This window comes from Fulvivirga kasyanovii (assembly GCF_009711405.1).
Lineage (GTDB): Bacteria > Bacteroidota > Bacteroidia > Cytophagales > Cyclobacteriaceae > Fulvivirga > Fulvivirga kasyanovii.
This window is the reverse complement of sequence record NZ_SMLW01000505.1, coordinates 1-14,650: the sequence shown is the minus strand read 5'-3', so window position 1 is coordinate 14,650 and position 14,650 is coordinate 1. Positions and strand designations below refer to the sequence as shown.

Here is a 14,650-nt window from a genome sequence, read left to right as displayed (position 1 = left end):
TGTTGTCGGGGCCATCAACGCTCATCAGCACTCCTTTGTCACGCATACGGTTGGACAGGTAGGCAGCTTCTTCCGTTGCAGGGATCAGTCCAGGCTTTACCAGTTCAAAACCTGAGAAAAGACCATTGCCCCGTACATCTCCTATGACAGGATACTGGCTTTGTAAATTTCTGAGTTCGCGGATTAAGGCCTCTCCGGTTTGCAGGGAATTTTGCTGCAGGTTTTCTTCTTTAATGACAGACAATACTGCGCGTCCTATCGCACATGATACTGGATTCCCACCAAACGTATTGAAGTACTCCATACCATTGGCAAATTTTTCGGCTACCTCTACGGTAGTGACTACTGCGGCGAGAGGGTGACCATTGCCCAGTGGCTTCCCGATAGTAACAATATCAGGTACAACCTCATGAAGCTCAAAACCCCAAAAGCTCTCTCCAACCCTGCCCATGCCTACCTGAACTTCATCAGCAATACAGAGCCCTCCTGCTGACCTGACCATATGATAAACCTCTTGCAGGTAGTTTTGTGGTAAAGGTATCTGCCCTGCGCAACTCATAATGCTCTCGGCTATAAACCCTCCAAGGCTTCTGCCACTTTCGGTAATGGATAGCAGGGCCTGCTCCACATGCCTGATGTATTTTTTTACGGCTTCCGGATCATCCGCCCGGTATAGCCCGCGGAAAAGGTCTGGCGCAGGCACTACATGGGTATGTTCGGGCGCACCTTGTCCTCCCTTGCCATCAAACTTATAGGAGCTGATATCAATGCAGCCATTGGTATTGCCATGATAACCGGTTTCGAGTACTATCATGTCCTTTTGATGGGTATTGGCGCGTACCATACGCAGTGCCAGTTCATTGGCCTCACTACCTGAATTTACAAAATGGCAGACGGATAGCCCTTTAGGCAACGTGGCCGTAAGCTCTTCAGCAAAATAAACCAATTGCTCGTGCAGGTACCGGGTATTGGTATTTAGTACGGCCATTTGCTCCTGCCCTGCCCGCACTACCGCCGGATGTTCATGCCCTACATGCGCCACATTATTGACCATATCGAGATAACGCCTTGCCGTGGCATCATAGAGGTACTGCCTAAAGCCCCTTACGATGTGTAAAGGTTTGTGATATGAAATACTCAGGCTTCTGCCCAGCTTTTTCTTTCTCTGCGCCAGAATATCCTCTGCCTTGCTCTTCTCATCATCCGGCGGGGTCAGGCCCATGTACGGCATCGGATCCAGAATAAGCTGCGTCCACACGTCAAGTTCATCGTGGTATGCCACTCCGGGGTAGTCCCCTTCATAATTTAGCATGTCGCTCATCATCTGAAAATGCAGGTGGGGCGGCCACTCGCCATTTTCGCTTTCATCACCAAACCAGGCCAGGAGTTCACCCTTTTTGAAAATCTTCCCTACAGTTAATCCCTCCAGAGACTTTATGGATAAATGCCCGTACAGTGTGAAAAATTTAACTCCATCAAGCTCATGTTCCAATATGATCGTCGGTCCATAGTCCCGGGCGCTACTGTTGTTAGCAAAGCTATGGACTATGCCCTCGTATGCAGCGTAAACCGCAGTGCCTGCCGGAGCAAAAAGGTCCACACCCAGATGAACTGTGCGCCAACGTGGGCCGTCATTGCCCTGTTGCAAATAGGCATCCGTTGTATAAATCGGCCTTACCTCATTATACCGGCCTATGCCTATCGCCACATCACGGTCTTCCATCAACCGGTCAACCTGTCGGCAAAAAGCTTTGGTAGTCTGATAATTCGTAGCATTGCCCAACTCAACAGAACCCACACTTATGTCCATCCAGTGTAGCTTTTGATCTTCCATCCCGTCTACAACACCGGCAAAACTCAGATTATGCTTTTTTGCTGCCTGGGTTATTTTTTCTGCATTGGGGCATGCAATCCATCCACATGCAGCCCTGAACCTGTAATGGGCAAATGCAGGCGCTACTTTCACCAGCTTTTGCAATAGGTCCCAGGCAGGCTTTTCACTGATCAGTAGATATTCATTGTCCGGATGCTGCTTTTTGTTAATGGCGGAGCTGGTTACGCTGATAACCAACCGGATACAGGTCAGCGCAAATAAGGCTTCTACTTCGTTTTCCTCCAGGGGAAATGCCTCATGGTAGCCTGCGATGACGTGACAGGCTGCTTCGAGTGGGTTATGCTTACCCATCATAGCATAGGCCAGGGCTATGGCCAGCTCATTAACCCTGAAAGTGTATATGGCATCACCGAAATCGATAAAACCGTTGACCCGCGGGTTTAAATGGTCATTATTAACAATGATATTATAGTCGTTGGCATCATTGTAGTTTACTCCTTTTCGCAGGTTTTTCACTAAAGGCTGAACGGACTCATATAACGCATAGAAATGTCTGGCCGTATCAGCTTGCTCCTGTTCGGAAAACTTGTCGAAGTGATCTTTTACCCAGTCGGCCTGGGCAGGATCCCATCGGTGCTTGCGGTTGGCTTCAGGATGCTCAAAACCACTGAGGGCCGTGCTTAACTTGCCGCAAGCTTTGCCCAGGCTTATGAGCAATTCGCTGCTCTTTGGATTTACATCAGCATACAACCTGCCCGGCACCCAGGTCAGTAATCGCAGGATCTTTGTTTCTCCATCAAGATCAATTTTTTCATAGTAGTTACCTTTCAGGCTTTTAACCACTTTGGGCAAAATGAGATCAGTCTTATCCTCCAGGTGATTGAGCAAAGCATTTTGGAACTCCACTTCCTTTTCGGAAATATGGGTTGAAGATATTTTAAAACTGTATTGCTCTCCCGCACCGGTTTGTAGCAAATAGTTTTCATCCACTTCACCTTGCAGTGCTTTTAGCTCCCCGGAAATGCCATAATATTTGCTTATAAGCTGCCGGACTTTTTGAATGCGCTCTTCCTGAATGGGTTTTACTAACATATGACCTTAACATTTGAGGTAATATTAATCAATAGCCTACGGGTGAGCAATTAATTTACAGACTACCCAGTAAATTATTTATAAGTGACCTGTTTGACTTATTGCTTCTTTCAGATCAAATTTTTCATCCTTAGTAACCATGAGATCAGTAGCTTTAAAGAATCACCACAAGCGAACTCAACCATTAAACTTGATATCACATCAATTAAGAATGATTGTATATGGCTTTGACTCTTCTGGTCATTTCAGTTTTGCCCCTGATCTCACAAGTGCTATAAACCTGCCTACAAACACAAAAGACATCCGCATGTAGGTGATGAAAAGTCATCGTTACTGATTAACTTTAATGAAAAGAAGATTAAGGCCCCACATTAAAATTAACATATAACAAAACCAACAAACAATGAAATTTACAAGAAAGGCCAGCGCCAACTGGAAAGGTTCCGGTAAGGAAGGAAAAGGAACCGTAAGCACACAAAGCACCGTACTGGACAAAACCCAATACTCTTTCTCATCAAGGTTTGAAGAAGGTGTGGGCACTAACCCTGAAGAGCTGGTAGCAGCGGCACATGCAGGTTGCTTCACCATGAAACTGAGCTTTGTTTTGGGCGAATCTGACTATAAGCCCAACAACCTGGACACCGAGGCCAAACTCACTTTCGAAGATGGTGCAGTTGCTCAGATCGATCTGATTGTAAAAGGTGATGTACCTGGAATTTCGGATGACGAATTTCAGAAAGTCGCTCAGAACGCCAAAGAAAACTGCCCGATTAGCAAATTACTGAATACGAAGATCACTTTGTCTGCGAGTTTGGTATAAATTGCCCCGTTACCAATCCTGCCCTAAAAGCCAGTTTGACTTAATAAAATTGACTTTTAGGGCTACTTCATTTTATTCCCTTCGTATAAATAGTTTTTAAGCCTCAGAAATTATCATTTATGAAAATTATTCAACTCGCACTCCTTATCATTATTCCGGCAAGTGTTTTTGGCCAGGCTGATGTTAACCAGATCATCAACAAATCCATTCAATTTCATGATCCGGAGGGGCAATGGCAAAAGGTAGCATTAAAGATGATAATCGACGAGCCCAGAACGTCATGGCCTGAAAGACACAGTGAATTGCTACTTAATAATCAAAACGGCAATTTTAGTTTGAAGAGAAACCCAGAAGGTCATAATTTGAAATGGCTTTACGAGGATGGCAAAAGCTCAACTTTCATGGATCAGGCCAGCTCCGAAACTCTGCCTGCTGATAGTGTTAGCAAATACAGGCTGCAGCCAACCCGAACGGAAGGCTACAAACAATTCTACAGCTTCACTTTAGGGCTACCCATGAGCCTCAAAACAGCCGGCGGACAAATTAAACATGAAGTGGAGCAGGTCGGTTTTCATGGCCAAACAGTCTACGCCGTCACCTATCAACTTGAAAAGCCTTTGATTTCCTCCTCATGGGTCTTCTATTTCGACACAAATACCTATCAGTTATTGGGATGCTCCCTATTGAACGATGAAACGGGAGAGCCTGCAGAATATTTGAAGTTTGACAAAATACTGATCGAAACAGGCGGCCTGAAATTACCGCGTGTAAAGCATTGGTTTGATGCTGATGACCATTATTTGGGAAGTGATATTGTGGTTACCTGTGAAGTTTTATAGTATTGAGTAATAGAAAAAGTCATTCAAACCCCACATTTCTTCTCAGGAAAAACCCCGAATTTCAAAAATCAGGAATACCCTTAGGCCAGCCTATAGTTTAAAAATGCTCTCCCAAAATGCCTTTAAAACCGGGGTATTTAAGCACTTGAAATCAGGCCTGTAAGAGAACCTTGTACGGATCCATAATACCTTAAGTTCCTCCTGCCTTGCAACGGTTGGTAAGGGTGAAACTTATACACGATTTATGGTATTAATAGTCAGAATCCATAAAGTATGAGGCACAGAATGAAGACCGCAGTATTCTCTTTTTCACTTTTATTTTTTTCCATACTCTCGCTAAACTTAGCAGGGCAGAACCTTATCAAGGCAAGGCATGAAAGTGATGCGCAAACTTCAATTGATGTTGAGTTTAGCGCTATACCTTCTGCCGACCCTCAGGTATCTTCTTTCAGCGTAACGGCCGGCGGGGTGCCGACAGGAATAGTGGCAGTGACACCAATGCCAGCCCCAGCATATAGAATCACCCTTTCTTCGCCTCTGCCTATAGATCCGGGACAGGTAATCGTCACTTACTTAACAACCGGTTCTACGGTAATTTCTCAAAACAACCGCCCGTTGGTATGTTCTGATTTTGAGTGGGAAACCAACACACGCCCCACCCCCTCCTGTGCTCCCGTTGATCCGATCAACAAAATGGTATTCAGCATAAAGCGAGGTGCAAGAAATTCCTCTCAATTTAGTTTTGACAAAATTGAGTCTCATGTGACATGGAATGACCCTGCAAATACAATATCCAGAATGTCTGGTTATGAATCGGATGAATCCGGAACCAGCGCTACAGGAACAACTTTTATTTCATTTGACGCTTATCAGGATAATTTCAAGTATCCGGAAGAAGATAATGGCTGCTCTTATACTTCTGAATGGAGGATTTTCATTGATGGTGAAGGCAGTTGTACTCCTGGCAACCTCAACCAGTTTGTCTCTTATACTTCTCATAATGTTGACGACAAAGGCAATGGTAAACTGACGCTTAGCCCTGATGTGCCTAATGCTCATAAGGTATGCCTCAACGAAGAAGCCCATGTCCGGTTTAATGATGAATCAACCCTTAACTGTATTACCGGAACGGAAACACCCAACAATGAGGGACGGTGGGTAAGGGTAATATATGGTGATCCTTCAAAAGCCGCAAAAGACAGGATACCGGATGTTTATATTAATGGCATACAGGTTACTGATGACCAGGGTGAACTGCTTGACCCCAAAGGTGCCGGAAACCTGCGCCTTACTAACGCGGGTATTGTTTACACGGGCAGTACCGCTGATATTTTTGGGGTGCGTTATCATCCTGCCCCGGTTACGGAAGCAGTAGCCAGTTTCTTCCCCATTACCACAGTGTCAACTCCGCAGGGCCTCGCCAACAGGCAGCCCGGAGACAGGTTTGCTGTACGCATGCAGTATTGGAATGTCTGCAATCCTTACGATGGCATTGGCAACATAACCAAAAATGAAAGGTCATCAGGTCAGGATATTGTGATTACGGATATTCCCCCCACCCCTGTAGCTCAGCCCAATGACATCTGCCTTAACTCTGAACAAGGCTCTTTTTCGATAGAAAACCCGGCAAACAGCCTCAACATCAACTGGTATGATGCCGATCCGGCTGGCGGAGGCAAGAAAATTACCAACCCATTGGGGGTAAACTCGGCCAAATTACCGGCATCGGGACTTATTGACAACACCACTCCAGGCATTTATTCAGTCTGGGTTACACAGATTTCTGATGCCAGCAGTTGTGAGAGCAATGCTGTAGAAACTACGCTTACCGTCAAAGACCCACTGACCCGACCCGGCGATATCTCTGGCCCGGCAGCACTTTGTAATGGGGCAAGCAATGTTAATTTCACGGTTCCCGATATCGAGGGAAGCACCGTTTATGGTGGTGACTGGGAGTACTACTGGACACATTCGGGAGGTACAGGAGTTGCTTTCGACAATAATACAGGCCAAAGTGTATCAGTTGATTTTAATCTTGGTGCGTTTAGCGGAAACTCAGCTACACGCACTATTGAGGTAATGAAAAGGTATAAAAACAGTGTTGAAGCCTGCACCGGAGAACGCACAACTTATAAAGTGACCTTATACAAGCCCTCCCTTGGAGGTAAAATTTCCTCTGCAAAGACTATTTGTGAGACTGGCTCTACAGGAGACCTTACCCTTTCGGCCTACCGCGGCAAAGTTATCACATGGCAACGTCAGAAAGACGGAGGCGGCTATGCGGATATCCCTGGCACAGCTAACCTTGTAAAATTCAATGAAGTATTACCTGATGCCGGCAACTACAACTATCGCGCAGTGGTAGCCAACGGTGAATGTAATGCTGCTTTTAGCACCCCGGTAACTGTGACAGTAAATCCGGTACCGAAAAAACCTGTAATCTCCGAGGCATCAGGAAACCCATTGACCATTTGTGAGAATGCCGGTTCTGTTACGCTTCAATCTTCCAATACCGATGGTGCCGCAAATACATTTGTATGGTACAAAGCGGATGACCTTACCACACCCGTGCAGTCAGGCGAAAGCGCTCAGCTTGTACTTACCAAAGCATCTGAATCTGGTGAGTATGTTGTAAAAGTGGTTGGTATACTGCCTACAACATGCGAGAGCACACTCTCTGATCCTGTAAAAGTAAATATTAATACTTTGCCCTCTGCCAGCCTTTCCGGTGGTGGGTCTGTATGCGCAGGTAATCCGGCTCCGGATATCACGTGGCTATTGAACGGCACGCCCCCTTTCAACTTCAGGATTCAGGTTACAGGACAGCCGGATATCGTTGAAACCGATTATTCTTCAAGCAGCTATGTTATTGAAGCGCCGGCACCTGAAATCACTACCACCTACGAAATGGTATCCCTGACGGACACCAACAACTGTGGAACAGGTTCTCTGGGAGGAGCAGCCACTGTGACTATTGGTGGTACACCTCCTGCTTTTGAAAACTCAACTCCTTTGGCCGGGCCAGCCGTGTGCAGCCTGGGAGCCGCTACTCACATGCCGTCCATCACCTTTGATATGGACCTTGAAGGAGAATACAGGCTTATGTTTAACATCAACGAAGGCTCCACGTCAGCACTCACCTTCAATACGGATGCCGCTGGTGTTTTTGTAATGCAACCAGATTACAATGCTGCTCCTTTTAACAGCAATCCTGGTATCTACAGCTATAACCTGATCTCTATCTCTAACCTCTCTACAGGTTGCCAGACAGCGATTGACCAAACAGTAGATTTAGTCGTAAATGCGGCTCCTGTACCTCCTGCAAATCCTCAGGATGTAGTAGTGTGCTCAGATTCAGGTACGGGAGGAACATTAGTTGTAGATGATCCGGGGGCAGGTTATTCAATAGAGTGGTTTTCATCTTATGAAAGCCCTGAATTCAATACCCCATTGTCTGCTGCCGATGGTACTATTAGCGGCACCGGAAACAATAATTTTATGCCAAATTCTTCTGATTCCAATATCTATTATGCGGCTGTAAGAAATTTGATTACCGGATGCCTGAGCACTACGGCAGTAGCTGTAGAACAGGTTCAGGATCAGGCGCCGGTGGCAGTTGCAGATTTGGATGCGGAGCCACTAAATAATGTTACCTGCACATCAGTATTTGCCTTGCACGCCAACCTGCCATCAACAGGTGAAACAGGTACATGGTCTGGCCCTGCCGGAATACAGTTTCAGGATATTCATAATCCTGAAACTATCGTTAGCAATCTGCCAATAGGCAAAATAAACCTTTCATGGACAGTAAAAAGTGCTTTGGGTGGATGCAGCGATGCCTCAGACGAGCTGACCATCGAAAGGTTCAAACTACCTCAGGCTATTGATCCTGCCCCTGCTTTGTGTGCTGAGGGCGATCAACAGCAAGTTTCCGGAATTGATCTGGCAACAGAATATCAGGATCAAATTACAGGCATTGAGGGGTCAAAGGGTCTTCATGTGGAATGGTTTACCGACGCCGGCAGAACGATACCGGTTTCAGACCCTTCAAACTATACTGCAACACAGGCAGACATCATCTATACACGGGTAACAGATGAGATAACTTCCTGCTTCAGTGAAGGCACGGTATCTTTTACCATAAATGCACTTCCTGCGGCTTTGGATCTCAATGATTTTCTATGTGAGGATCAGCTTAACAGCAATCAGGCATCGAGCATAGACCTCAATGCCTATAATAACAGAATAATAGGGTCAGCCTCTTCGGATGATCGTCTGGTAGAGTGGTTTACTGATGATAAGTTCATTGTAGCCGTACCTGATCCAAGTGATGTGATTGTAAAAAATGGTGCTGTATTCTTTGCCAGGGTTACGGATAAAAGCAATCCTTTGACATGCAGCAATACCGGCAGCCTTGAATTCACCATCAACCCGCTTCCTGAAAACAACCCTATATCAGGGCCAACTACGCAGTGCGCAGGATCAGAAGTGCAGTTGTACCAGATCAATCCGGTACTGAACCAGGGCTCTACTTATGTATGGGAGGTTCCTGAGGGGTTTGTGCAATTCGGAGGCGGGGGCAAAAATGATTTCTTTGTACTCCTGAATTTCCCCGAGCAGACGACAGCCGACCTCAAGGTTACAGAAGTTTTTTCAAACGGCTGTACCGGAGAAACGCAAGCGCTGACTATCACGGTAACAGGCTCTCCGTCGCCTCTGAAAATATATCCTGAAGCTCTGGCAGTATGCGAGAATGAAAGCGGTGTGGTATTTTATGTTGAAAACCTGCCTAATACCAGCTATGCCTGGACTGTACCTTCCGGGGCACAAATCATCAAAGGACAGGGAACCCACGAGATCATGGTTAATTTCGGTCTTTTCGGGGGCAATGTTGCCGTAACGCCTACCAGCAATTCGGGCAACTGTGCGGGAAGTGCCGCCCAAACCTCTGTAACTGTAAATCCCCGTCCGCAACTAGACCCCGTGCCGGCTACGGAAGTTTGTAGTGGTGAGACATCAGGTATCATTTTATCGTACCTGTCGTCCGGGGCACCGGCCGCAGGTTATGACATAGTTGACATCTCGCCCGAGCCGGGATTAGCGGCAGGTAATTCGAATGCTACGTTGGGCATAAACCAGCCCGCCGATGCGATTTTCAATGATCTTTATGAAAATCGTACGGGAAGACCTCTTAATGTTCAATATACTGTTCGCCCCAGAAGCAGCAAAGGCTGTACAGGTGCTTTATCATCTTTTGTTCTCACGGTTAACCCTGAGCCCAAATTAAGCGCTTTATTAAACAGGGAAAGGTGCAGTGGTGAAGAGGCAAATATTATTCTTGAAGTAGCCGCCGGGAGCATTGCCGCCAGTAGTTACAACATCCTTTCAGTAGAGGCAGGTGCGCTGGTTGCCGACACTGCAAACCGTGTTGAAAAGACTGAGCTTCCTTATCTGGCCGTACAAGGAGATTTTCTGCGAAACGAAATATACAGAAACTACACCTCGCATCCTGTTGAGGTCACCTATACGATTGAACCTGTAAACGGCGAATGTACGGGAGAACCTTCTTATGTAACGCTTACAGTATATCCTGAGCCGGTAGGCGCAGATACCGAAGAACTGGCCAAATGTTCGGGTGAATCTTTTGAAGTTGCCCTGCAAGACATTGTGAACAGAAATAATGCTTTGGAAAGCCGCTTTTCATGGAAAGCTGAATACGAAGCCGGAATATCAGGCGGAATGTACTCAGGAACAGGCAATATCAGTGAAACCCTGTTTAATATGACCGATACAACCGTCATCGTAACTTATACAGTCGAGCCTACTATGGTATCGTCAGGTTGCCCAGGGGCACCTTTTAAGGTTATGGTACCCATTAACCCTGAAGTTGTTGCGATTGATCAAAATATAGATGTCTGTCTGAGTGCCCCTCTTGTCGACCTGAATTCACTGGAAGAGGTTATTACAACGGATAAAGACAATGTTGTGCAATGGTACACCGATGCCGCTACAACTATAGGTGTTAGTACTCCTGAAAACTTTGATGTAAGAGATCAGAAAACCGTATACGCTGTAGTTAAGAGTGGAAATTGCAGCAACACGGCTAAAATCAGCTTCTCTATTACAGATATCTCTGTTACCTTATCCGGTGTTACATCCGATTATAACGGCTATGATGTCAGTTGCGCCGGAATGGACGATGCCTCTGTAAAATTCCAGGCTTACGGAGGTACTGCACCTTATGCATTTGTACTCAATGAAGACCCTTCAAATACCAGCGGCATGGAAGACGGTGAATTTTCAGGCCTTTCTGCCGGCGACTACACGGTAACGGTAACAGATGCCACTGGCTGCGTTTCAGACATTTCTGCCCCGATAGTGGTAAAAGACCCTCTACCCCTCAATGCCGGTACGGTTTTCGGGGAAGCCAACGTATGCATTGGAAGCCTTCCCAGCACGTTTGATGAGATCAGCGAACCCATCGGAGGAACAGGAAATTACACTTACCAATGGGAGCTTTCCACGGATGGCGTTTCTTTTGCCGATGCATGGGGAGCAACTGCTCAGGATGCAGAATATGATCCGGTCAGGGAGGATTTTGCGGGTGGCGAAGGCGTGTATTATTTCAGAAGAGTGGTAAGCTCAGGTGATGCTCCGTCATGCTCCAATGTGGCTTCAAATATCATTAAAGTAAAGATCAATCCTTTACCTTCCGGTGATTTCAGTTTTCAGGATACTGAGGGCAATCCTATTGAAGAAATTTGCGCCGGTGATCCTTTCCTGATCGCCTTTAACTTTAGTGGAGGGCAGGCAGACTATGTATTCGATTATCATGACGATAAAGGAAATACATATACCAATGTCATTGGCCATGCCGGTGTTCCTGTCCTGGTTAATTTTGATCAGGTGAAAAGCACTACCACCTTTACCCTGGATCGTGTAAGGGATATTTACGGATGTGAGAGCAACAACCCTCAGCCGGTTTCCCATACCATAAAAGTAGTTAGCACGGATACTGAATTTGAAGTGGTTGGCCCGGCAACTGCCTGTAGCCCTTCCACCATTCAGTTCCGTCATGATCAGGTCAAAGGAGTAACTTACACCTGGCGCTGGTACGATGGTGGGGATAGTACTTACACGGCTACTGCTACAGAGGCCGGAAAGGTAATCAGCCACACCTTTAAAAACGGTTCATCTTCGACAACCATCCATTACGAAGTGCTTCTCTATGCCAGCGATACTTCATCAACAGGTATGGCTTGTAGCAGCTATTCCCGTGAAAAAATCACGATATATCCGGAGATTTACGCTAATGTTTCTACCCAAACCCCGCTGGTTTGTAGCGGTGAAGAAATAAAGTTTACCAACCTTTCCCAGGGTGCCACGGAACACCGGTGGTATTACAGAAAACAAGGTGAAACAGGAATGAAAGAGCAGGTACAGGTAACGAAGGACGCTACATTCCGCATAGTGAACGACGGCTCCTCTAACCCGCAGCTTTATGAAGTGGTTTATACCGGATCCAAAACGCAGGCGGGAGGTAATACATGTTCTTCTTCTCAAACGGTATTGGTGAAAGTGTATCAGAACGTCATACCTGATTTCACGTTCACACCTGATCCTCCGGAATTCATAAATGGTTCTGCCGTAGTTACCTTCAAAAACACTTCAACACCGCAGGGCAATGAGGATGAGTTCAGCTTTAACTGGGATTTTGGTGATGGATTCAGGCAAAACAACACTCCAAACCCATCGCCCGTTAGGTACACCACTCCGGGAGAAAAGACCATTCAGTTGAGCGTGGTAAAGAAAGAGTTGCCCGGGGTTTGTGATGCCTCTGTAACCAAGACCATTAACATCGAGAGTCTGTCAGTCTCTGCGAACTTTGAAGTTGACAAGCAATCGTTGTGCCTGGGTTCGGAAGTAACCATTACAAACAAAAGTAAAGGTGATGCCAATGAGTTTGTATGGGAGATCTACGACGAAAACGGCGTGCTTGTCTATAAACATGTTGATGCTGTTACATCAATAGATGCTACATATTCTCCGTCGTTTCCTTTTACCCCTCAAAGGGCCGGTATTTATGATGTAAAACTGTCCGCAGTAAATATCTATACAGGAGACTTTGATGAAATAAAAAGTAAGGCTTTTGAGGTTTATGAAACACCCGCTGCAATTTTTGAAACCCGTCCTGATGTGGTCATGGTTCCTGACCAGCCCTTAAACACACTGAATTTAAGTGACGCGGCAAATAGCTACAGTTGGGATTTTGGTGACGGAGGCACTTCCAACGAATTTGAACCGGAGCATCATTATGAAAAAGATGGAGTATACCATGTAACACTGATAGCCAGTGCTACATATCCGGGGATTACCTGTAGTGATACTGTTACACATCAGGTTGTCGCTGAGTCAGGGGGAGATTACAGGCTGCCCAATGCCTTTACACCCAGCCTGACAGGGCCATCAGGAGATGGCAGAATAAAAAGTGAAGTAGCCAACGACATCTTCCTTCCGGTGACACGCGGTGTCGCTGAGTTCCATATGGCCATTTATAACCGCTGGGGCAACCTCATTTTTGAAAGTAATGATTCGGAAGTGGGCTGGGACGGATATGATAAAGATGGCAAGCTTATGCCCGCAGGGGTATACCTGTACCAGTTGGTACTTACCTTTTCCAATGGGCAAAGGAGAAGAGTTGTTGGTGATGTAACATTGATAAGATAGTATTTAAAATAATGAATTTCAGGTTAATTCTTTTTCTGGTAGTAGTGATGGCAATGGCTTCTAATGTAAAAGGCCAGGATCCTCAGTTTTCGCAATATTATGCTGCTCCTTTGTACCTTAATCCTGGTTTTACAGGAAGCACAGAGCAGCAACGCATTGTGGTGAACCACAGAATACAGTATCCGAGCCTGCCCAAAGCATTCTCCACTTCTTCTGCCTCTTACGAGTTTTATGATAGCAGGATCCGCAGTGGTTTTGGTTTTCTTGCTGTACGTGATGTGGTTGGTTCGGCAGGCTGGAATACTACCTATGCCGGATTTTCCTATTCATTTAAATCGCAGATCGATCGCAATTGGGTATTTTCTCCGGGAATAAATTTCTCCTACGGCACTAATGGGCTGGATAAGAGCAAACTACAAATGCGTGACGGACTGATATGGGATAGTGACGGTACCTCGTACGACCCTGAGCTTGATCATCTTACTAACTCGTCGTTTTTCGATCTTTCTGCCGGGGCAGTGCTTTACAATCAACAGTGGTGGTTTGGTGTTTCAAGTCATCACATGACTAAACCGAACATCTCGCTAACAGCTAATGAAAGTCGCTTACCCATGAAAATTACAGTTCATGGTGGGGTTAGCGTTCCTTTATATAATGGTCCTAAAAAACTAGACAATGTGCATTACCTTACTCCGTCAGTAATCTACCGCAGCCATGGCAAAGGATCGGGACAGCTCGATGCCGGCTTGCGGTACCATATCGACCCGGTAGCTGTAGGCCTGTGGTATAAAGGCATTCCTTTAGGGAAAAACGATGCCGTCGGTGATGATGCCGTTTATATGATCCAGCGCAATGCCCTTGTGTTTATTGCTGGCATGAAATTCAACGGCTTTCAATTCGGCTACAGCTACGACTTTGCCGTTTCCTCCTCACAATCCACTACAGGAGGCGCTCATGAACTATCGTTGGCATATGAGTTTGCCCATAAAAACAGAAAACGGTTAAACAGAAGTGATAAGCTGATTCCTTGTCCTTCGTTTCTTTTGTGAGTCTTAGGTTTATCTTCGGCATTGACTGGGTTTGGAGGTGGAGTAGATATTAAAGATTCAATTTGACCAGAGAGCTTCGTTTATCCAGTTTTCTTTCATTCCTAAAGCGTTTGGATCTACGTTGGGATATTTCTTTAACAAAAACTCCAGATCTTCTGTAAATGCATTTTCAGGTTGAACAGAATTCAACATATATTTCATAATGCAGAGATGTATATACAATTTTTGAAACTCATTTTCCCCTGGAGTGTTTTCAATCCATCTATTAGGAGGCTTTGATAACAATTTG

Annotated in this window: 5 protein-coding genes and 1 pseudogene; 4 read left to right on the top strand and 2 right to left on the bottom strand. The window is 45.8% G+C overall.

Annotation, left to right across the window (positions count from 1 at the left end; genetic code table 11):
• Positions 1 to 2,926: aminotransferase class III-fold pyridoxal phosphate-dependent enzyme (locus tag E1163_RS10340; protein ID WP_155171369.1), on the bottom strand; the 2,926-nt coding region annotated here is incomplete at its 3' end.
• Positions 2,927 to 3,329: 403 nt separating this feature from the next.
• Between E1163_RS10340 and E1163_RS10335 the strand changes: the two genes are divergently transcribed.
• The 4 genes from E1163_RS10335 (at position 3,330) to E1163_RS10320 (ending at position 14,361) form a co-directional block, all read left to right on the top strand.
• A complete protein-coding gene (locus E1163_RS10335) occupies positions 3,330 to 3,746 on the top strand; it encodes an OsmC family protein (RefSeq protein ID WP_155171368.1) in 417 nt (138 codons plus the stop codon).
• Between the two features lie 119 nt (positions 3,747 to 3,865).
• Entirely contained in the window at positions 3,866 to 4,585 is a 720-nt protein-coding gene (locus tag E1163_RS10330) for a DUF6503 family protein (RefSeq protein WP_155171367.1), read from the top strand.
• A gap of 285 nt (positions 4,586 to 4,870) precedes the next feature.
• Positions 4,871 to 13,312 (top strand): PKD-like domain-containing protein, encoded by an 8,442-nt coding sequence (locus tag E1163_RS10325; RefSeq protein WP_155171366.1) that lies wholly within the window; start codon positions 4,871 to 4,873, stop codon positions 13,310 to 13,312.
• Between the two features lie 11 nt (positions 13,313 to 13,323).
• Positions 13,324 to 14,361, top strand: coding sequence for a PorP/SprF family type IX secretion system membrane protein (locus E1163_RS10320; RefSeq protein ID WP_155171365.1), 1,038 nt, complete (start codon positions 13,324 to 13,326; stop codon positions 14,359 to 14,361).
• Between the two features lie 57 nt (positions 14,362 to 14,418).
• On the opposite strand, the pseudogene E1163_RS30530 reads toward E1163_RS10320, so the two are convergent.
• A pseudogene (locus E1163_RS30530) lies at positions 14,419 to 14,650 on the bottom strand (Abi family protein); the annotation flags it as partial.

What these genes read in the sequence shown, in the direction of transcription:
- E1163_RS10335 (WP_155171368.1), top strand. Translation starts at nt 3,330, where the DNA reads ATGAAATTTACAAGAAAGGCCAGCGCCAACTGGAAAGGTTCCGGTAAG.
- E1163_RS10330 (WP_155171367.1), top strand. Translation starts at nt 3,866, where the DNA reads ATGAAAATTATTCAACTCGCACTCCTTATCATTATTCCGGCAAGTGTT.
- E1163_RS10325 (WP_155171366.1), top strand. Translation starts at nt 4,871, where the DNA reads ATGAAGACCGCAGTATTCTCTTTTTCACTTTTATTTTTTTCCATACTC.
- E1163_RS10320 (WP_155171365.1), top strand. Translation starts at nt 13,324, where the DNA reads ATGAATTTCAGGTTAATTCTTTTTCTGGTAGTAGTGATGGCAATGGCT.